Annotated in this window: 23 protein-coding genes; 21 read left to right on the top strand and 2 right to left on the bottom strand. The window is 34.7% G+C overall.

Features of this window, described 5'->3' with window-relative positions:
* Positions 1-106 precede the first annotated feature (106 nt).
* From JFU18_RS07295 to JFU18_RS07280, 4 genes are all read left to right on the top strand, one after another.
* Positions 107-2,077 carry a chemotaxis protein CheA gene (locus JFU18_RS07295; protein WP_002126563.1) on the top strand — a complete coding sequence of 657 codons (1,971 nt, stop codon included), beginning with the start codon at positions 107-109 and terminating at the stop codon, positions 2,075-2,077.
* A gap of 208 nt (positions 2,078-2,285) precedes the next feature.
* The gene (locus JFU18_RS07290; protein WP_201032829.1) at positions 2,286-3,932 is read left to right on the top strand and encodes a flagellar motor switch protein; all 1,647 of its coding nucleotides are present in this window, start codon (positions 2,286-2,288) and stop codon (positions 3,930-3,932) included.
* Between the two features lie 29 nt (positions 3,933-3,961).
* Positions 3,962-5,326 carry a transglycosylase gene (locus tag JFU18_RS07285; RefSeq protein WP_201034954.1) on the top strand — a complete coding sequence of 455 codons (1,365 nt, stop codon included), beginning with the start codon at positions 3,962-3,964 and terminating at the stop codon, positions 5,324-5,326.
* 27 nt (positions 5,327-5,353) lie between these two features.
* Positions 5,354-6,070: a hypothetical protein gene (locus tag JFU18_RS07280; RefSeq protein WP_201032831.1), complete on the top strand. Its 717-nt coding sequence runs from the start codon at positions 5,354-5,356 to the stop codon at positions 6,068-6,070.
* A gap of 38 nt (positions 6,071-6,108) precedes the next feature.
* Here JFU18_RS07280 and JFU18_RS07275 read toward each other — a convergent pair whose 3' ends face one another.
* Together JFU18_RS07275 and JFU18_RS07270 are read right to left on the bottom strand one after the other, a co-directional pair.
* Positions 6,109-6,891 (bottom strand): CheR family methyltransferase, encoded by a 783-nt coding sequence (locus JFU18_RS07275; protein ID WP_201034955.1) that lies wholly within the window; start codon positions 6,889-6,891, stop codon positions 6,109-6,111.
* 39 nt (positions 6,892-6,930) lie between these two features.
* Positions 6,931-7,428 (bottom strand): flagellar motor switch protein FliG, encoded by a 498-nt coding sequence (locus JFU18_RS07270; protein WP_002030924.1) that lies wholly within the window; start codon positions 7,426-7,428, stop codon positions 6,931-6,933.
* A 143-nt stretch (positions 7,429-7,571) separates the two neighbouring features.
* Here JFU18_RS07270 and JFU18_RS07265 point away from each other — a divergent pair, with 143 nt between their 5' ends.
* From JFU18_RS07265 to JFU18_RS07185, 17 genes are all read left to right on the top strand, one after another.
* Complete coding sequence (locus JFU18_RS07265; RefSeq protein WP_002141107.1) at positions 7,572-8,036, top strand: YaaR family protein; 465 nt, start codon at positions 7,572-7,574, stop codon at positions 8,034-8,036.
* A 15-nt stretch (positions 8,037-8,051) separates the two neighbouring features.
* Positions 8,052-8,504, top strand: a complete 453-nt coding sequence (locus JFU18_RS07260; protein ID WP_085310183.1) for a hypothetical protein — start codon at positions 8,052-8,054, stop codon at positions 8,502-8,504.
* Positions 8,505-8,521: 17 nt separating this feature from the next.
* A complete protein-coding gene (flgK, locus tag JFU18_RS07255; RefSeq protein WP_002141110.1) occupies positions 8,522-9,820 on the top strand; it encodes a flagellar hook-associated protein FlgK in 1,299 nt (432 codons plus the stop codon).
* A 281-nt stretch (positions 9,821-10,101) separates the two neighbouring features.
* Positions 10,102-10,965, top strand: coding sequence for a flagellar hook-associated protein 3 (locus tag JFU18_RS07250; RefSeq protein WP_085310185.1), 864 nt, complete (start codon positions 10,102-10,104; stop codon positions 10,963-10,965).
* A gap of 19 nt (positions 10,966-10,984) precedes the next feature.
* On the top strand, positions 10,985-12,364 hold the full coding sequence (locus JFU18_RS07245) for a flagellar hook-associated protein 2 (protein WP_201034956.1): 1,380 nt from the start codon (positions 10,985-10,987) through the stop codon (positions 12,362-12,364).
* 22 nt (positions 12,365-12,386) lie between these two features.
* Positions 12,387-12,755, top strand: a complete 369-nt coding sequence (locus tag JFU18_RS07240) for a flagellar export chaperone FliS (RefSeq protein ID WP_071720912.1) — start codon at positions 12,387-12,389, stop codon at positions 12,753-12,755.
* Positions 12,745-13,017: a hypothetical protein gene (locus JFU18_RS07235; RefSeq protein ID WP_002086494.1), complete on the top strand. Its 273-nt coding sequence runs from the start codon at positions 12,745-12,747 to the stop codon at positions 13,015-13,017. Before JFU18_RS07240 ends, JFU18_RS07235 begins: the two co-directional genes overlap by 11 nt.
* Positions 13,018-13,360: 343 nt before the next feature.
* A complete protein-coding gene (flgB, locus tag JFU18_RS07230; protein ID WP_002064629.1) occupies positions 13,361-13,846 on the top strand; it encodes a flagellar basal body rod protein FlgB in 486 nt (161 codons plus the stop codon).
* Between the two features lie 20 nt (positions 13,847-13,866).
* Complete coding sequence (gene flgC / locus JFU18_RS07225; protein ID WP_201034957.1) at positions 13,867-14,280, top strand: flagellar basal body rod protein FlgC; 414 nt, start codon at positions 13,867-13,869, stop codon at positions 14,278-14,280.
* Between the two features lie 17 nt (positions 14,281-14,297).
* Complete coding sequence (gene fliE, locus JFU18_RS07220) at positions 14,298-14,597, top strand: flagellar hook-basal body complex protein FliE (protein WP_002064631.1); 300 nt, start codon at positions 14,298-14,300, stop codon at positions 14,595-14,597.
* A 22-nt stretch (positions 14,598-14,619) separates the two neighbouring features.
* A complete protein-coding gene (gene fliF / locus JFU18_RS07215; protein ID WP_201034958.1) occupies positions 14,620-16,194 on the top strand; it encodes a flagellar basal-body MS-ring/collar protein FliF in 1,575 nt (524 codons plus the stop codon).
* 13 nt (positions 16,195-16,207) lie between these two features.
* Entirely contained in the window at positions 16,208-17,212 is a 1,005-nt protein-coding gene (locus tag JFU18_RS07210) for a flagellar motor switch protein FliG (RefSeq protein WP_002012042.1), read from the top strand.
* Positions 17,199-17,885 (top strand): FliH/SctL family protein, encoded by a 687-nt coding sequence (locus JFU18_RS07205; RefSeq protein ID WP_033706611.1) that lies wholly within the window; start codon positions 17,199-17,201, stop codon positions 17,883-17,885. Before JFU18_RS07210 ends, JFU18_RS07205 begins: the two co-directional genes overlap by 14 nt.
* Entirely contained in the window at positions 17,882-19,186 is a 1,305-nt protein-coding gene (fliI, locus tag JFU18_RS07200; RefSeq protein WP_016094396.1) for a flagellar protein export ATPase FliI, read from the top strand. The genes JFU18_RS07205 and fliI overlap by 4 nt, the downstream gene beginning before the upstream one ends.
* 115 nt (positions 19,187-19,301) lie before the next feature.
* Positions 19,302-19,712, top strand: coding sequence for a hypothetical protein (locus JFU18_RS07195; RefSeq protein WP_002012036.1), 411 nt, complete (start codon positions 19,302-19,304; stop codon positions 19,710-19,712).
* 10 nt (positions 19,713-19,722) lie between these two features.
* Positions 19,723-20,832 carry a flagellar hook-length control protein FliK gene (locus JFU18_RS07190; RefSeq protein WP_201034959.1) on the top strand — a complete coding sequence of 370 codons (1,110 nt, stop codon included), beginning with the start codon at positions 19,723-19,725 and terminating at the stop codon, positions 20,830-20,832.
* Between the two features lie 3 nt (positions 20,833-20,835).
* Positions 20,836-21,414, top strand: coding sequence for a flagellar hook assembly protein FlgD (locus JFU18_RS07185; RefSeq protein ID WP_002012033.1), 579 nt, complete (start codon positions 20,836-20,838; stop codon positions 21,412-21,414).
* The last annotated feature ends 6 nt before the right edge of the window (positions 21,415-21,420 follow it).

Genomic DNA, 21,420 nt, shown 5'->3' with positions numbered 1-21,420 from the left:
TCAAATCAATGATAGCGGATAGACGTGTGGCCCCCTTTTTTCTCGTTATAAAACACTAAATTGTTATACATGAATGAAATGTTTGTTAGACAGGTAGGGGATTAAAATGCAAACAGATCTATTAAATATATTTTTTGAAGAAGCAGAAGAACATTTACAGTCGCTAAATGAAAATGTGCTAAATTTAGAACAGAATCCTGCCGATATGGGTGTTGTAGGGGAAATATTCCGCTCAGCTCATACATTTAAAGGTATGTCTGCGAGTATGGAATTTGCGGAAATGGCAGATTTAACTCATAAGATGGAAAATGTTTTAGACGAAATCCGTCATGGAAATATGATGGTGAATGCTAATATTATTGATGTTATTTTTGAGTGCATTGATAATTTAGAAAAGATGGTTACAGATGTGCAGCAGGGCGGAATGGGTAATATTGATGTTGTATCTACAAAGCATAAATTAGAAGCATTATTAAATGGGAATGTAGAAGTTTCTATGGAACAAGTAGAGCAAAGTAGTATAAACAATGATGATACAGTTTCACATGAAGTATATATAACCGTCGAACAACAAGCCATTTTAAAAGCAGTACGTGCCATTATGTGTATTGAAGCATTACAAAATGTAGGGGATATACAAAAAACGGTTCCAAGCATTGAAGAAATCGAAGCGGATGCTTTTGGATTTGAGTTTACAGTATATATGGATACTGATCGTAGTGTTGAAGAATTGAAACAGGTGGTGCTTCACGTTTCTGAAATTGAGAAAGTAGAAGTGAAGCAAGGAAATATAGCTGAAGAAGGAATCGTACAATCTATTGCAGCAACGCAGCTGGATCCATCTCTAGAGGCACGAACTCCAACAGCTAGTACTACACCGGCTAAAAGTAATACAAAAACGAAAAATGCTAAAGTAGAGAATCGTTCTATTCGTGTTCAGTTAGAAAAAATCGAAAGATTAATGAATATGTTTGAAGAAAGTGTAATTGAGCGTGGACGAATTGATGAATTAGCAGAAACGATTCAAAATAAAGAGTTAATCGAGCATTTAAATAGATTAGGTGATATTTCAAAAGATATCCAAAATGTATTGTTAAATATGCGTATGGTACCGATTGAAACGGTCTTCAATCGTTTTCCGCGTATGGTACGTATGTTAGCGAAAGATTTAGGTAAAAAAATCGATTTACAAATTAAAGGTGAAGATACTGAAGTTGATAAAATTGTTATTGACGAAATTGGTGATCCACTCGTTCATTTAATTCGTAATGCAATTGATCATGGTATTGAAACTGTCGAAAACCGACGTGATGCCGGGAAAAATGAGACCGGTACTATTAAATTAGAGGCGTTTCATAGTGGAAATCATGTCGTAATTCAAATTACTGATGATGGAAATGGTATTCATAAAGGAAAAGTATTAGAGAAAGCGATAAAAAATGGTGTTGTAACGGAATCAGAGGCAAATAAATTAACGGATCGTGAAGTGTTTGATCTTATCTTCCAACCGGGATTTAGTACAGCGGAAGTTGTATCTGACCTTTCTGGACGTGGGGTTGGATTAGATGTTGTTAAACATACGATTCATAGTTTAGGTGGGCATTTAATTATTGATTCTGAAGAAGGAAAAGGAAGTACATTCAGAATTGAACTTCCTTTAACATTGTCTATTATTCAATCAATGCTTGTTCAAACAAATGATAAGCGTTATGCCTTGCCTCTTGGCAATATTGCTGAAGCCATTCGAATTAAGAAAGAAGACATACAATCGTTACAAGGGAAAGACGTTTTAAACTATCGCAATCAAATTATTGAAGTGAAACATTTAAGTACTGTATTTGGTGAAAAAACAGTAGATGAGGCGTTCGCATCATATGATAGTCAAATGGTTCCTGTGTTAATTGTTCGTAATACACATCGTAGCTATGGACTTATCGTAAACACAATTATTGGTCAAAGAGAAATAGTTTTAAAGTCATTAGGTGATTTCTTTGCAGAGAGCTCTAACTATTTCTCTGGTGCGACAATTCTCGGTGATGGACGAGTGGTCCTCATTTTAAACCCAGAAGGTTTATAATAGGAATGAAGGAAGCTCCCCACTTGTATACAATTGGGGAGCTTTTTGGGTAGAACTAATAATATAAGTATATGAAAACCGTCGTTTACACATATTGTGGAAATAAATACATGTTCACAATTCGGATGATAAGTTTGGTAAAATATAACGAGTGTAATAGAGAGTTTAAATCATTTGATAGAAAAACAAAAATGAGGAGGCAGGAAAAATGCCTGAGCAACACACAAAAGGGGATACTGGCACAATTGTGCTAGAAAAAGAAAATGAACATTTAACGCCTCAAGAATGCGATATTCTTGGTGAGATCGCTAATATATCATTTGGTTCAGCTTCGACTGTATTATCAACAATTTTAAATAGGCAAGTAAGTATTACTGCTCCTCAAGTAGAACTGGTAGATTTATATGATACAAGTGATGTTGAAATTCCACATGTTGTATTAAATATCCATTTCACAAAAGGATTAGATATGGAAAATCTTCTTGTCTTAAAGCAAGATGTTGCTTTATCTATTGCTGATTTAATGATGATGGGAACAGGTGAAGTTGAAGAGGGAAAAGAGCTTGGTGAATTAGAGCTAAGTGCAGTACAAGAAGCTATGAATCAAATGATGGGATTCGCAGCAACAGCTATGTCAGAATTCTTCCAAGATACGGTAGACATGTCTCCGCCAACAATTAAAGTTGTGCAACTTACAGAAGAGATGGAGAAGATTTCTGGTATTAATGGGAATAATATGGTTGTTAAAGTATCGTTTGAATTAAAAATAGATAATCTTGTAAATTCTCAGCTTGTACAGGTTGTTTCAGTTGAACATGCGAAGCGAATGATAAATAAATTGTTACAATTATCTGGTGGTGTGGAAGAAGAAATAGATGAGCAGGCGGAAGTGCAGGAAACTGAGATTGTAGAAGAGCATGTAGAAAAAGAGCAATTAACACAAGAAGAGAAAGATGTGCTTGGTGAAATTGCGAATATTTCAATCGGTTCGGCTTCAACAGTACTATCGACGCTTTTAAATCAGCCTGTCACTATTAGTACACCAAATGTAGAGGCGATTAATGTTCGTCATTATGAAGGAGTACCGGTTCCGTTTGTTATTTTAAATGTCGATTTTGTTGAAGGACTAAAAAATGAGAATGTATTCGTATTTACGAAAGATGTTGCTTTAACAATGGTAGATTTAATGATGATGGGAACGGGTGAAATTGATCCGGAGAAAGAACTAAGTGAATTAGAGTTAAGTGGCATTAAAGAAATTATGAACCAAATGATGGGGCATGCTGCAACAGCGATGTCAGAAATGTTTAAAGAAAAAATGGATATGACACCACCAGACGTTAAATTTGTTTCTTTAAAAGAAGAAATGGAATATTTGGGAGAGTCGATGGCAGTTGACGAACTCGTTCAAATTACTTTTAATCTTGAAATTGGTGATCTCCTTCAATCAAAGATGTATCAAATACTACCGATATTAGAAGCGAAAGAAATGGTTAGAAGACTTCTATATCCGATGGTGGAAGAGCAAGAAGAAATAGTTGAGGAAGTTGTTGAGGAGGAAGAAATTCCTGCACCAGTCGTACAGCCAATTGAATATAAAGAAGTCAAGCAAGTTGAGCCAGTATATATGGATGCATCTATTCTACAAAATGTAGAAATGAATGTTAAATTTGTATTTGGAAGTACAGTGAGAACAATTCAAGATATTTTAAGTCTACAAGAAAATGAAGCGGTCGTACTTGATGAAGATATTGATGAACCGATTCAAATTTATGTGAACGATGTATTAGTGGCGTATGGAGAACTTGTAAATGTAGATGGATTTTTCGGAGTAAAAGTGACGAAATCGCTATAAGGCGTCAAAATAGGAGTTTGAACAAATAAATGAAAAACGTAAAGTTTTTTCTAGTTAGTTGGCTATTCTTACATATATGCATATTTTTACCATCACAAGGGCAGGCAGAAGAAAATAGTGTACAAGATCAAAATATAAGCGAAATGAATGACCAAGAGGGAAAAAATAAAGAGATTCAGGAACAGCCGGAACAAGTGGAAATGCCCTCGGTTGAAGATGAAAAAAAAGCAGTAGAAAATGAGCAAGTGAAAGAACAAAAAGAAGAAAGAACGATAGAAACAGACCGAGGGGTTATTACAGTTAATAAGCAGGAGCTAAAGGTTGGCGAAGAAGTGTGGATTGCTGTAGAACCAAATGAAAAAAACATTCAAAGTGTAAAAGGTATATTACAATTACAAAAAAATGGTGAGCAGTACAGACAAGAGAGAATAATATCTTTTGAGTATGAAGAAAAAACGAAGCGATGGATCGCTAATTATAAGGCCGGAATATATGATTTACAAGGTGATTGGAACCTTAGGCTCGTTGAAAGCTATAAAGAAGATGAGAAGGAAGAAGTAATAGAGAACGAATTAAATGTCCCGCTCATTCGTATAAACAATGAAGCACCAACTATAGATAAAGAATTGCCAAAGTTAGAGAAGGTTACTATTGATGAGGTAAAAGGGAACTTAATTGAACGGAAAAAGGGAGAATCCGTTCATATACGAGTACAAACGGTAGATATAGAATCGGTTGTTAAAGAAGTGCGCGTTATATTAAAAGGAAAAGAAGACGGTAACGATATTACTTTTTTATTAGACTATAATAAACACGACATGGATTGGCACAAAATATTTGAAATAACAGAAGCTTTACCTGTTGGGCCGCATCAACTTATTGTGGAAGTAACAGATGGGGCAGGTAACAAACTTGTGACAGAGAGTGAATATATCGTTTCTATTATCGAACAAAAAGTGAAAGATGATGAGAAGATAGAAGAGCAAGAGAATCAAAAGGAAGTAGAAGATAAGAAAGAAATTGAGAAGCAGGAAGATCCGAAAATAGAGATTTCTCTTCCAGAAGAAAAACTTCCAGTTGTTCAAATTCCAAAGCAAGAAGAGAAAGTGAACTCTTATATAAAAGAGCCGTTGAAAGAAAAAGAGGAAATCAACTACGTTATAAAAGAGTCGTTAACAGACAACAAGGAAGTAAATAATGTGAAAGTTCATAAGGAGAAAAAAAGCGAAAATGACAATCAAGTCGTTTCTAAAAAGAAAGAGAAAATAGAAGAACAACAAGAAAAGAAAGAGGAAAAAAGTGAGCAGGGAGTACAAGCTTCTAATGTGTTTGCTGTTATGTCAGGATTATTTGTACTGTTTTTAGTTTTAAAGAGTAATAAAGAATGGGGCTAATAATTTGATAGTAGTGGAGGCGCTTAAATGGAAATTAAACGTACGACAATTGAAAATAAGACGCTACAACCATTAAAACAGCCTGCAGCTATTTCAGAACATGAAATTCAGAAAGAACGAAAGCGGAGTAACCTTGTGTTTACTGGGCAGCCCAAAATCATTTCGAAAAACAATGAAATAGGGATGTTGCTTGCAAGTTTAGGTGATGGAAAGATTGTAAAAGAAATGCTTTCTAAGGAAATGGATACGGTGTTGCAGTTGTTTTCAAAGTTACATATGTTGTCCGAGGAAGGAAAGGAATCGGAAAAAATATATGAACAAATTGTTAGAAGTTTACAAGGGATTATTAAGCAAGCGTATATAAAAGATATTCCGTTACTCGATGGGACGTATGATTTCGCTGAAGTACAGCTTTCATTCGGGCGAAAAGTACATATTCCTTTACTTGACGTAAGTGCTCTCATTTCTAGAGTGGAAAGTGATTCTTCAGAAGGAAATATAAATTTAATGATAACGGTTATTACAGCTTACATGACGAAATTGTCTAATGAAACAATCTTAATTAGCGGTACAGATCGTATTTCTAAAGAACGTGATGTGAGCGTGTGGAGAGCACTTGCAGAAATGAATATGACGCAATTATCTCATGCGTTGAAACATACGATTCAAGAGCATAAATGGTCTGTTACGGCTCTATTTCTCTTCATGTGGGTTATAGGTATCATATTGATTCGTATTATATAATAAAAAAAGGTCGTCATTTTAATTATGACGACCTTCTTTTATACTTTTTCGTAAAAGAAGGTATCAAAGCGCTGAAGATTGTAGCGTTCAGGTGTTAAAATTTGTTCAGTGCTACCAACGAATAGTACGCCGCCCTTTCGTAATGAACGACTAAACTTTTCATAGAGCTTTACTCTTGCTTCTTCTGTAAAGTAAATCATTACATTACGACAAATGATTAAATCGTAGTTCGTATCAAATGACTGCATTAATAAATCGTGTTGTTTGAATGTGACTTGTTGTTTAATGTTTTGGTGCAATATATATGTATCATCTTCTTTTGTGAAATGACGCTGTTTCAAATCATTAGGTAATTCTTTTAAAGAGCGTTCTGTATATTGACCGCGTTTTGCAGTTTCTAAAACGTGAAAATCAAGATCCGTTGCTTGAATATCATAACGAAACGGAGCTAGATGCTTCGATAATATTAAAGAAAGTGTATATGGTTCTTCACCGGCAGCGCAAGCAGCACTCCAAATTTTTAATTTACCGTTATTTTGTTCAAGTAGCTTTGGTAGAGCTTTCGTCTCTAACGTTTGCCAGCGCTCTTTATTTCTGAAAAACTCTGATACGTTAATTGTAATATAGTCAATAAAACTTAAAAATAACGTTTGATCGGTGCGTAAATTATTTAAAAAATTTGTGTAATTTTCAAAACCTTTTCTCGAAATGAAAGCGTCGATTCTTCGGCGCATTCTATCTTGCTTATAGGAAGCGATATCCATATTAAAGTGCTGTTTAAAACTCGTAATAAAATGATTATAATCTTGTTCAGTTTTCATATTTACAATAGGCACAATAACGATATTGTGCCTCCCCCTTTACATCATACGAATTTTTTGTTCAAAGCTTTTTTTCATCTGCTTTTCATGTAAGCCTGGTAAATCATAAATAACAGCATCAATTCCTGCTTCTTTTGCAACGTCAACGGGAATGACAGACGTATGTTTATCTCCGTTATAAAAACAGAGAACTAAATCGGTATCTTCGACAATTTGCTTTACAAAAAACATATAATCTGATCGATAAATGGAGTCGGAAGGATGATCAAAAGCAATATACTCGGCTCCGTGTTTTTTTAAGTAATCAACGACTTCTTGAAATTCGTCTGTTAATACTTGTAACGGTTGTAGTGTGTAAAGACATAAATTTTGAGCAAGTCTTTCGTTTTCAATGAAGAAACGAAGAACCTCATTTTCAATAGATTTATAACATAATATGTAAATTTTATGTTTGTGAGCATAGTCAATTAAAAATTTTTTTATTTCTTCCTGATCTAATGCTGTTAATTGATTTGAACCACAAAGAAAAATATTCATAGATTTGTGCCACCTCATGCTAAATTGTAACATATCTTCTATAAAAAATAACTGCAAAATATCATTGTACAGAGTATAATTATAAATAACTAGATTTTACGATTAAGTTTAGAAAGAAATAAAAAAATAAATAGGTGATATATATGCTGCGTTCTATCTCACATAATCCAATTTTATCGCATATACCGCCTGCTACTCAAATGCCGAAAGAAGCAAATGTCAGGACAGGACTTGCTTTTTCGGATAATTTGCATGCAGATCCGAAAAACGATAAATTGTTAGAACAAATGGAAGCACTTGTTGATAACATTGGAGAAATTAAAGAGAAAATCGAATTAGAGTTAACGCTCGATAATGTAATGGAATACAAAAATACTGTAAAATCATTTTTGAATTTTTATGTTGATAACGTATTGCAGTATAAAGATGTTATGTCTCGTCATCCGCGTTACGGATATTCGCAGAAAATGACGATCGTAAAACAAGCTGAAATGGGATTAACTGAGTTAGAAGATGTTATGAATTTAATTAATACGAAAACAGGGCATTTAGAAATGTTAAATCAAATTGGAGAAATTCATGGTTTGATTGTAAATTTAGTCTTGTAAAGGAAAGGAAGCTATATGTACATACAATTATATGAAAAGCTCGTTATTATTCAAAAGGCATATGAAAATGTTCAAACGCTTGGGGAACAAATATATGAGAATTTAAAAAATAAAAATGTAAATGCAGTTCAAAAGTTGCAAGTAGAGCAATTGCAGTACATAGAAGGTGTTAAAGGATTATCGCGATCTTTTGAGGAAATGGTTGTTCAGCTTTGTAAGGAAAAGAAAATCGAACCTTTGCGTATGCGTTCGCTATTTTTGTATTTTTCTCAGGAAGAAATTGAAAAAATGGAAGAATTACAAAAAAACTTAAGTGAATTAGAAGGAAATGTAAAAATGATTCTTTTGAAAAATCAATATTACTTAAACGTACTATTAAAAACTACAGAAAGTATTGTGGATTCCGTTTCTGAATACAATTTGGAGAAAAACAATAATTCGCAAATCTTTATGAATGAACTATTGTAAAGGAGAAGTGAAGCATTATGAGATTATCTGATTATAATACGCCGTTATCTGGTATGCTAGCGGCCCAAATGGGATTACAAACGACAAAACAAAACTTATCTAACATTCATACGCCGGGTTATGTTCGTCAAATGGTAAATTACGGATCTGTTGGAGCAAGTAACGGTCATACACCTGAACAGAGAATCGGTTATGGTGTACAAACATTAGGAGTTGACCGTATTACAGATGAAGTGAAAACGAAGCAATTTAATGATCAGTTGTCACAGTTCTCTTACTACGCATATATGAATTCTACTTTATCACGAGTAGAGTCTATGGTAGGAACGACAGGGAAAAATTCATTGTCTAGTTTAATGGATGGATTCTTCAATGCTTTTCGTGAAGTTGCAAAAAATCCAGAACAACCAAACTACTACGATACATTAGTTTCTGAAACTGGGAAGTTCACAAGTCAGATAAATCGTCTTGCGAAAAACTTAGATACAGCAGAAGCACAGACGACAGAAGATATTGAAGCACATGTGAATGAATTTAATCGTCTTGGTGCTAGTTTAGCAGAGGCGAATAAAAAAATTGGACAAGCGGGGACACAAGTACCTAATCAACTATTAGACGAACGTGATCGCATCGTTACAGAGATGTCTAAGTATGCCAATATCGAAGTATCTTATGAATCTATGAATCCTAATATCGCGAGTGTTAGAATGAATGGTGTTTTAACAGTAAATGGACAAGATACATATCCACTTCAATTAAATAAAGAAAAAGAACCAATGTCTGTTGCGATTTATGGATCGGATATTCCTTTAAATGGTGGAGCAATTCAATCAGCGATAGATACGAAAGCGAAGATTGCTAGTTATAAGAAAAACCTTGAAGAATTAATGAGTTCTGTAAAAGGTCAAGTGAATACAGTGATGGGAAAAGATTTCTTCGTTGGAGATCATGCGAAAGATATTCAGTTAAACCCTGAATTCGCAAAAGATGTTTCGAAAATGAAAATCTCCGCTGAAACAGCAAATAAACTAGCAGGAATTACGGATGGAGATTATAAAGAAGGTCTTTCTTATAAACAAGCATTAGACCAATTTATAGTTGGTGTAGCTTCTGATAAAAGTGCAGTGAATGCTTATCAAAATATTCATAAAGATTTATTAGAAGGTATTCAACAAGAAAAAATGAGTATTGAAGGCGTAAATATGGAAGAAGAAATGGTTAATTTAATGGCTTTCCAAAAATATTTTGTCGCAAACTCTAAAGCTATTACGACGATGAATGAAGTGTTTGATAGTTTGTTTTCGATTATTAGATAACATGTAGAAGGATCGAAAAAGCTTTTTTTGTGATGGAAGAGAGGATCCGGCGCAGGGTAGAAGCGGACAGAGCCTTTTAGTGGACCAACCCATGTTAGACCAGAGATATGAGATGGTTGAATGGGGAGTTAAGGGGGAGAATAGCCATGTTTAGCAAGCGTCCTCCCCCATGTAAATTAAATGAAAACGAAAAAGTTTTTTTATGAGGGAAGAGGATAGCTGTATATAGGTGAGGTTTCTTCTTCGCGCCAATTCAAATATAGATAAAGGAGAAGGTAAAGATGAGAGTATCTACATTTCAAAATGCAAACTGGGCAAAGAATCAGATGATGGATTTGAATGTGCAGCAGCAATATCATCGAAATCAAGTAACTTCTGGGAAAAAAAATCTTTTTATGAGCGAAGACCCACTTGCGGCAAGTAAATCATTTGCGATTCAGCATTCGTTAGCAAATATTGAACAAATGCAAAAAGATTTAGCGGATTCGAAAAATGTATTAACACAAACTGAAAATACTTTACAAGGTGTTTTTAAATCTTTAACAAGAGCGGATCAATTAACAGTGCAAGCGTTAAATGGAACGAATAGCGAAAAAGAATTGAAGGCAATCGGTGCAGAGATTGATCAAATTTTAAAACAAGTTGTATATTTAGCGAATACGAAAGAGCAAGGCCGTTATATTTTCGGTGGGGATAGTGCTGAACAAGCTCCATTTACAGAAGATGGTACGTATCAAGGTGGAAAAAATGATGTGAACTGGCAACTAAATGACGGTTATCAATTAAAAGCATTTCGTAACGGAGAAGAATTATTATCCCCAGTTATAAAAACGTTAAAACAGATGAGTGAAGCACTGAATAACGGTGATCAAAAATCTTTGCAACCGTTATTAGGAGAAAATAAGAAAAACTTAGATAGCGTTATTAACCGTACAACTGAAGTTGGTTCAACTATGAACACGATGGAGACGTTTAAAACGATTTTAAGCGAGCAAAATTTAGCGCTTCAAGAAAATCGTAAAGAAATTGAAGATGTTGATTTAGCGGTAGCAATTTCTGACCTAGCGTATATTAATGCAACTTATGAAGCAACGCTTAAAGCAGTTAGTACGATGAGTAAAACGAGCATTTTAGATTACATGTAAACAATAAGGAGTGAGAAATATGGCAGGGACGTTAACAGGTATTGGTGGTAGACAACAGATTTGGAACCTCGGAAATAATATGATCGATACTTCTAACTTTGTAGAATTAGAAATGCAAGCGTTAGATATGAGAAAAACACCATATACTAATGAAAAGAACCAACTTTCACAAGATAAACTATTATATACAAGCTTAAAATCAGAATTTAGTTCTTTCACACAAACTTTTAAAAACTTGGCGGCTTTTAAAGGGAATGAGAAAAAAGTTACAACATCACAAGACGGTTATATTAATGTAAAAGCTGATGGTGGAGCGATTGCAGGAACTTTTAATATGACGATTACACAGCTTGCACAGCGTCATCAAATAGCTTCTAATCCTATTACTGATATAAATGCAAAACTTCCTAAAGATGAAACATTAAAACTAGGCGATAAAGTTCTAAAAGTAACAACTGATATGACATATAAAGATTTAATAAATAAAATTAATGATGGAGATTATGGCGTATCGGCTTATACACTTGGAGATAAAATTTTTATGTCCTCGAAAAAAGAAGGAACAGATGGGGAAATTGATTTTTCAGGGAACACATCTACACTGTTTCAAGATATTGGTTTAGCTAAGGCGGATGGGACAGCAGTCAATACAATTAATGAAGCGCAAAATGCCAAATATAGTATTAATGGTATTGGAGCTGAAAGTTTTACAAATACAATTGAGGCTCTTCCGGGCGTGAAAATTGAATTGTTAAAGGTGACTGAGCCGAAAGTAGAAGGAACACCAGATGCGGGTACAACAACAGATCCAAAAGCAAAAGGTGTAGATCTGAAGTTTACAGTGAGTGACTCAAACGTAACAGATGCATCGAATGTTATTAAAAAGATGGTAGCGGATTATAATAAAGCTGTTTCTACAATAGATATTTTTGCTGGAAAAGGTGGAGCTTTCCAAGGTCAAGCCATTATGCAAAGTGTACGTCAAGCGATGAATAATGTCGTAACATTTTCTCAAGATGGTAATTATTTGTTTTCATTTGGAATTCAATTAAAGCAAGACGGGACGATGGAAGTTAATGATGAACAATTAACAAAAGCGTTAAAAGACAAGCCGGATGCAGCGAAACAATTTTTCTTTGGTTCTAACGGTTTAGGGAAGATGATGGAAGATCCACTTGATAAACTATTTGGTGATAAAGGTGTAGTCGGAGAGCGAGTAAAAAATATCGATTCACGTGTAAGTGATCTAGATAAAAAGATTAAAGATATTGAAACACAAAATCTGCAAAAACAAGATGAGATTGTGAAGAAGTATCAAAAGCTAGAAAGTACATTAGCTGCGCTAGATAGCCAACTAAAAACAATTAAAGCAATGACAAAACAAAAAAGTGATGATTAATGAAAGTTGAGGAAGTGATCGTATGCAAGCATGGCAACGTTATATGCAAAATGATATTATGACGAGTAATCCAATTAAAAACACAATTTTTATTTATGAAAGATGTATCGTTGAGTTTCGTAATTTAGAAGAACTTTTAAATAGTTTTAAATTACAAGAAGGAGACGCGCTTCTTGAAAAATTAGAACGTATCTTTGAAGAGTTAAAGCTTCAATTAAACCCTGAGATTACGAAAGATTTATACGATAGTCTATTTGGTTTATACGATTGGATTAGCATTCAAATTCAGACGATGAAAGTAACTCGTGAAGCGAACGATATGGATGCGATTGTGCAAGTGTTACAAGATTTAATAGACGGTTACCGCGGAGTACTTGAAAATGAACAATGATATTTATCGAGCGTTTGTCGGCTGTTTTAATGAAATCGGAGAATTGCAAGTATCAGATGGGGAATTTGCTGAGAAGAGTGCAATGTTAAATCGCTGGATGATGACATTGGATGAAGAGACGCGCGCAGATGTTGCAGCGGAAGTGAGTCCATTAATAATTAAGGCAGCACAGCATATTCGAGATAAGCAAAAGATTTTGGAAGAAATGATTATGACAAATGATGGACGAATGAAAGCGAATTCGTTTTACGGTAAATTTTAATAGGAAAGTATGGAAATGGATACCCCTTTTAAAAGGGGATCCATTCCATTGTTTGAATAAGGCGTTCCGCTGATTGAGGTTTCACTTTATGACTGTAATAAAAAGAATGGTAATAATCCAAACAATGAAAAATAAGATGTCTTTATTTTATAGAGAGAAGTGTATGGAAGCTCTTTTTTATTGTTTATATATCAAAATGTTACATGGATTACTACGCGTATACAGTTTTTTATATTCTTTTTTATATTTTTGTATTTTTCTAAAGACAACAATGGAAAAATGGAATAAAATATGTAAGGGTACATAATAGATAATATTTTAATAAATAAATACATATAGGAAAATGAATAATAAAGTGAAACTTCCATCAGTGGATGATCATGCGCTAAACGAGCATGATGGAAAAGGAAGGGTGTGGAATATGCCAGATTTAGTTAGTGATGTAAGTCATTATATGAACTATTTAGTAACGAAGCGAAATACCGTTTCTAGTAATATTGCAAATGCGAATACACCTGGCTATAAAGCACAAGATGTAACATTTGCTGAGAAAATGAATATGAGCAGTGCATTATACAAAAAAAATGCTGCGGATTTAAAGAGTAATCCAGATTTATATCAAACGAATGTAATGCACTTACCGACAGCAAATACGAAAAATACATACGCAAAGATTCAAACGAAATCAATGCAAACGAATAAAGATGGAAACAGTGTTGATGTAACGACAGAAATGCTAGATTTAATGAAAACAAACCAATTATACGGTGTTTCAATTAATGCAATTAATACGCAATACGCTATTAACCAAGCAGCACGTGGACGTTAATAGTAAAAGGAGAGACAAAGATGTTTCAGGCAATTAATGCAAGTGGTTCAGGGCTAACTACAGCGAGGAAATGGATGGAAGTTACTTCTAACAATATCGTAAATGCAAATACGACGGGAGCACCGGGTGTAGAGCCGTATCACCGTCGAAGTGTGGTGTTAGAATCAAACAATAATTTTGCAAGTATGCTAGATGGAGCTCCTACTAACGGAGTGAAAATAAAAAGTATTGAAACGGATCGAAATGAAAATCTTGTGTATGATCCGACGCATCCGCATGCAAATGAAGAAGGATATGTACGTTATCCGAACATTGATGTGACAGCTGAGATGACGAATGTAATGGTTGCTCAAAAAATGTATGAAGCAAATACAAGTGTATTAAATGCGAACAAAAAAATGCTCGATAAAGATTTAGAAATCGGCCGAGGATAAGAGGGAAGAGGGGAAATATGAAAATTCAACCAATGTTAAATACACAGCCATTTGGAGCGATTCAGCCGATTGGCACACAGAAAACTTCAGAAACATCTGTAGTTGAAGGCAAAAAGTTTATTGATTTATTGGAAGATATGAATCAAACGCAAAATAATGCCCAAACAGCAGTATATGATTTACTGACAAAAGGGGTAGGAGAAACGCATGACGTTTTAATTCAGCAGAAGAAAGCTGAATCACAAATGAAAACAGCTGCTCTCGTACGCGATAATCTTATTGAAAATTATAAGTCACTAATTAATATGCAAATTTAGGAAAATGGACGGGTGTATTTAAATGGAAAAGATAAAAAATGTTTTCCAATCGTTGAAAACGTGGCATAAGTTAGTGATTGGTGCTGCGCTTTTAGCGATTGCAACAGGAGCACTTTTATACTTCACCTTGCCAGATAAATATGTTGTTGTATATCAAAATTTAAATGATACAGATAAGCAAGAGATTACAGCAGAATTATCGAAGCTAGGTGTTGATTACCAATTAGCAGCCGATGGTTCGATTCGAGTGCAAAAGAATGATGCTCCATGGGTTCGAAAAGAAATGAATGGAATGGGCTTACCGTTTAATTCAAAAAGCGGTGAGGAAATTTTATTAGAAAGCTCGCTCGGTTCAAGTGAACAAGATAAGAAAATGAAACAGATTGTCGGTACGAAAAAGCAATTGGAGCAAGATATTGTACGAAATTTTGCGACGATTGAAACGGCAAATGTGCAAATTACATTACCTGAAAAAGAAACAATTTTTGATGAAGAAAAAGCAAAAGGAACAGCGGCGATTACTGTTGGTGTGAAGCGTGGACAATTATTAACAGCTGATCAAGTTGCTGGTATACAGCAAATGATTAGTGCGGCAGTTCCTGGCGTGAAAGCAGAAGAAGTAAGTGTTATTGATAGTAAAAAAGGTATCATCTCAAAAGGAGCAGATGAAGCGCATTCTAACAGCTCCTCTTCTTATGAAAAGGAAGTAGAGATGCAGCATCAAATTGAAGGTAAATTAAAGCAAGATATTGACGCAACGTTAATGACGATGTTTAAATCAAATGAATATAAAGTGAATACGAAAGTGTCTGTAAACTACGATGAAGTTACACGTCAGTCAGAAAAATATGGCGATAAAGGTGTACTTCGCAGTAAACAAGAGCAAGAGGAAAGCTCTACTGCGCAAGAAGGAGCAGATACGAAGCAAGGTGCGGGTATTACAGCGAACGGTGAAGTGCCGAACTACGGTACGAACAATAATCAAAACGGTAAAGTTGTCTACGATAATAAAAATGGTAACAAAATTGAAAACTATGAAATAGATAAAACAGTTGAAACGATTAAGAAACATCCAGAATTAACAAAAACAAATGTTGTTGTATGGGTAGATAACGATACGTTAGTAAAACGAAAAATTGATATGACAACATTTAAAGAAGCGATTGGCACAGCAGCTGGGCTTCAAGCTGATCCGAATGGAAACTTTACAAACGGTCAAGTTAACGTTGTAACTGTTCAGTTCGACCAGCCGAAAGTTGAAAAAGAGAAAGAGCCAGAAAAAAGTGGTATGAACTGGTGGTTATTCGGTGGAATTACAGCTGGCTTGCTAGCACTAATTGGCCTAGTATGGTTCTTCTTAGCAAGACGTAAGAAAAAGAGAGAAGAAGAGGAATATGAAGAATACTTAGCAGAAGAGGAAGTTGCTGCTAGTAGTGAAAGTATTTTTGAAATTCCTGAAGAAAAAATAGTACCAGAACCAGAGCCAGAGCCAGTAGAACCATCAGAGCCTACATTAGATGATCAAGTGCAGGAAGCTACGAAAGAGCATGTAGAAGGTACTGCAAAAGTAATTAAAAAATGGTTAAACGGACAGTAAGGGAGGAAAAACAATGTTAGATGAAATCTCCTCCAAAGAGAAAGCTGCCATCCTCATTCGTACATTAAACGAAGAGGTGGCAGCAAAAGTCATTGAATATATGACGGCTGAGGAAAAAGAAGTATTACTTCGTGAAATCGCGAAGTTTCGTGTATATAAACCAGAAACGTTAGAAAATGTATTAGGGGAGTTTTTGTATGAACTAAATGTAAAAGAATTGAATTTAGTAACTCCAGATAAAGAATACATTCGTCGTATATTTAAAAATATGCCAGAAGAAGATCTGGAAAAATTATTGGAAGACCTTTGGTACAACAAAGATAATCCATTTGAATTCTTAAATTCACTTACAGATTTAGAGCCACTGCTTACAGTGCTTAATGATGAATCGCCACAAACTATAGCGATTATTGCTTCTTATATTAAGCCGCAACTTGCTTCTCAATTAATTGAGAGATTACCAGATCATAAACGTGTAGAGACGGTAATGGGTATTGCAAAGCTTGAACAAGTAGATGGTGAATTAATTAATCAAATTGGTGAGTTATTAAAAGCAAAATTAAATAATATGGCATTTAGTGCTATTAATAAAACAGATGGATTGAAAACAATAGTGAACATTTTAAATAATGTTTCACGAGGTGTTGAAAAAACAGTCTTTCAAAAGCTGGATGAAGTCGATTATGCGTTATCTGAGAAAATTAAAGAAAATATGTTTGTCTTTGAAGACTTACTTGGTCTTGAGGATCTTGCGCTTCGCCGTGTATTAGAGGAAATTACAGATAACGGTGTTATCGCGAAAGCACTTAAAATTGCAAAAGAAGAAATTAAAGAGAAACTATTTACATGTATGTCTTCAAACCGTAGAGAGATGATTCTTGAAGAGTTAGATGGCTTAGGACCGCTTAAGATGACGGATGCTGAAAAAGCACAACAAACGATTACAGGTACGGTGAAAAAGTTAGAAAAAGAAGGAAGAATTATCGTTCAAAGAGGTGAAGATGATGTCCTTATTTAAAAACAGAATTCCGAAGAATTCTGTTTCTTTTTCTGAAGAAACGTATGAATTACAATTTCCGAAACCAGTATCAGTTCACATTGAAGAAGAGATACAAGTGGATCATGCAGAACTTCTTGCACAGCAAGATGCATTACATATTGAAATGAATCAGCTAAGGCAGCAGCAGCAAATGCTAGAACGAGAGCGTCAGCAGTTGTTGCAAGATAAAGAACAGTTTCAAATGCATATTCATGAACAAATGGAACAGATGGAAGCAGCGCGTATACAGTTTCAAAAAGAACAACAAGAAACAGCATACGAATGGACAGAGTTATTATGGAATCAATCTTTTCAGTTAGCAGAAAAAGTAGTGAATCAAGCGGTAGATTCGCGCTTATTAGACGTTTTGCCGATTTTAACAGGCATCGTGCAAACATTGCCTACTTCATTTGAAAAATTAATTATAACGGTTCATCCAGAAACATTTGAACGTATACAAGAAGAGAAAGAAAATACGAAAGAGTATTGGCTACTACAATTAGTAGAATGGAAGTATGATTTTTCTTTACAGTTTGGCGAATTTGTTCTGGAAGAAGAGAAAGAGTTTTTTGAATTTAAATTTGCACCGATATTTGCGAAGCTTCGTCATAAATGGGAAGAAGAGAAGTTGTTTGAGGAGCAAAACGTATGAACAACGAGCTAATGAATGAGCATAATAAATGGAATACATTTATTGAAACACCGTTTTATACGAAAGTTGGCAAAGTTCATAGTGTACAAGAGCAGTTTTTTGTAGCGAAAGGTCCAAAAGCGAAGATTGGCGATGTTTGTCTCGTTGGAGAACATAGTGTCTTATGTGAAGTAATTGCGATTGAAAAAGAAAATAATATGCTACTTCCATTTGGACAGACAGAAAAAGTATGTTACGGAGATGCAGTTACATTAATTGAAGAAGATGTTGTTGTACCTCGTGGTAATCATTTACTTGGGAAAGTGTTAAGTGCGAATGGTGAAGTGTTAAATGAGAACACTGAAAACATTCCACTACAAAAAATAAAATTAGATGCACCGCCGATTCATGCATTTGAGCGTGAAGAAATTACAGATGTATTTGAAACGGGAATTAAATCGATTGATTCCATGTTAACGATTGGGATTGGTCAAAAGATTGGTATTTTCGCAGGATCGGGTGTTGGTAAATCTACCTTGCTTGGAATGATTGCGAAAAACGCAAAAGCTGATATTAACGTTATTAGTTTAGTAGGAGAACGTGGCCGAGAAGTAAAAGACTTTATTCGAAAAGAATTAGGCGAAGAAGGTATGAAAAAAAGTGTCGTTGTTGTAGCAACGTCAGATGAAAGTCACCTTATGCAACTTCGTGCGGCTAAGCTTGCAACATCTATTGCTGAATATTTCCGTGACCAAGGTAATAACGTACTACTTATGATGGATTCTGTTACTCGTTTTGCTGATGCACGCCGAAGTGTTGATATTGCGGTAAAGGAATTACCGATCGGTGGTAAAACACTGTTAATGGAAAGTTATATGAAAAAGTTATTAGAACGATCAGGAAAAACGCAAAAAGGGTCAATAACAGGTATTTATACAGTGTTAGTTGATGGTGATGATTTAAATGGTCCTGTACCAGATTTAGCTCGTGGTATTTTAGATGGACATATTGTATTAAAACGTGAGCTCGCAACTCTTAGTCATTACCCTGCCATTTCGGTATTAGATTCGGTAAGTAGGATTATGGAAGAAATCGTATCGCCGAATCATTGGCAACTTGCAAATGAAATGAGAAAAATTCTATCTATTTATAAAGAGAATGAATTGTATTTTAAACTTGGAACAATTCAAGAGAATGAAGAAAATGCTTATATTTTTAAATGTAAAAATAAAGTAGAAGCTATAAATACGTTTTTAAAACAAGGTCGAACGGATAGTTTTCAGTTTGAAGATGTTGTCCAAGCGATGCACCATATTGTATAGGACCTCGCCCTTTGAGGTCTTATTTTTTTGATTTTAATATTTCACAGATTTTTTTGTAAAAAAACTATATAATAGAAAAAGGTAACGTTATAATAGGAAGGGGCTATGAAAACGGGTGGATAAGCAGCAGTACGACACGATTAAATTGCAGATTAATCAAGAGAAAGAACATATCTTGAAAGAAGTGTACGAACTAACAGCTGAAAAAAGAAAAATAGAACAAAAAAAAGAATATGATCTATATGTTGTGAAATCACGCAATAAGGTTGTACAAACGGGACAACGTATTATGGCTGGTATGCTTTCATCACATACATTTTCACCTGAAAGAATAGAAGAATGGAATCGAAAAATTAAAAAAACAGAAGGTTTTATTCAAAAAAATGAAAGCTTTTTAGAGCAAATAAAAGAAAAAGAACGTGTCATTGATGAAATGTATGAAGAAGATTGTAAGAAGCTTGCGAAAGTAAAAGAAAAGCTGGAAGAAAAAATGCTTCTTGATTTAAAAATGTGTATGAACGGATGAGGTGGATGTAGTGATACAGTTTGTATTACCGGTGCAGCAAAGTTTACCTCCGCAAAAAGAAAAAGGGCTAGAAGTACAATCGAAAAATGAAAATTCTTCATTCGATAATACAATGAGAATTGAAAATAAAAAACAGCCGAAAACGGAGAAAACGAAACGAGAAGAAGCACCAGAAGAAGAGAAGAAAGAATATATTCTCGCAAAAAAAACGGTAACGAAAGAAGAGCCGATTGTAAAGAAAGAAGAAAAGAAAGAGACAGAACAGTTATTGTTAGCTGTATCTGAGCAGATGGTTGCAATTGAGCAATTGCGTGTGCAGCCAGAATTGTTATATCAATACATACAAAAAATACAGGCGTTATATAAAGAATACGGAAATATTAAACTGAACGAATTGCCCGCAGCTGAATTACAGCAATTACAAGAGCTTTTTTCTAACATGAATATTAAAAATGCCATATGTTTAGAAGACACAATGCAAATGGCGCTAGACAAGGTGACGATGCTAGAGCAGACGTTGCAAGTATTAAAAGTCGTAGAATCAGAAACTTGTAATATTGCAAAGAAACAAGAGGAGTCTAAGGAAGTAGAACTCCCGAAAGCAGAGAGCGATGATGTGAAGGTAGAGTTACCAAAAGTCGATCAGTTAAATGACTCAAGTTCGGCCGGAGCTGAGTTATTAAATAAAGCAACTGGGACTGATCAAATAGGAAAACAAAATAGTGGAGCTGAGAAGGTTACATTACCTGACTTAGGCAAGAAAATGGAAGCACAAGTAGAGGCTCTGCAAAAGTTTGTAGTGAAACAAGAACGTGTTTTATTCCAGCTAAATCCAGAGAAACTTGGTTCATTAACTGTATTTATGAAAAAGCATGGAGATCAAATTGAAGTCCATGTAGAAATGGAAAAACACGATGCGAAAAAGCGTGTTGAAATAATTTTTGACGAATTGAAGCTAAAGTTAAAAGAAAAAGAAATTAATATTCAAATTAGTTATTCAGAAAAAGATGAAAATCGTAAAGAACAGCGAGAGCAAGAGCAAAGACAAAAACAAAAATTAGCAAATACGAAACATGAGAAACAACAGTCAAAAGAATTTGCGGGATTATTGGAGGAATAAAGCGTGCCAACAGTTGGATTAAATACAACGAGTACAAATCATATTCCGTTACAAGCAGGAGCGCAAAAAAGTAATGTACCTGTTAACGGTGTACAATCGCCAGTTCAACAAACAAATGGAGTTTCAGCAGGAGAGCAAAAGACTCCTGGTGTAATGGGGAAAGATGATTTTCTAAAATTATTTTTATCAAGTTTCCAGCACCAAGATCCATTCAATGCGATGGATATGAATCAAATGATGAATCAGACAGCGCAGTTATCTCTTATGGAACAAGTGCAAAATATGACAAAAGCAGTTGATTCTTTAAGAACGACGATGTATTCGACAGCGCTTGATGGCGGAATGAAGTTTTTAGGGAAATACGTAAGAGGGATCGACGGTGACGGTAAAAAAGTAACTGGTCAAGTAGAGACAGTTCGCCTTGCGGAAAATAATGATGTACAGCTCGTTATTGATAATAAGATTGTATCTCTTCGCTTTGTTGAGAGGGTGTCTGATAAACCGATTGGAGAAACGAATCCAGAAGATGCAAAGAAAGACGATCAAAAAGTAACTGAAGAAGTAAAAACTACAAATTCATAAGGAGTG

It is taken from the genome of Bacillus sp. TH22, from assembly GCF_016651015.1.
In the GTDB taxonomy this organism is placed as follows: domain Bacteria; phylum Bacillota; class Bacilli; order Bacillales; family Bacillaceae_G; genus Bacillus_A; species Bacillus_A mycoides.
Note: the sequence above shows the minus strand (reverse complement) of the source record. Positions and strands in the feature narration are given on the sequence as shown.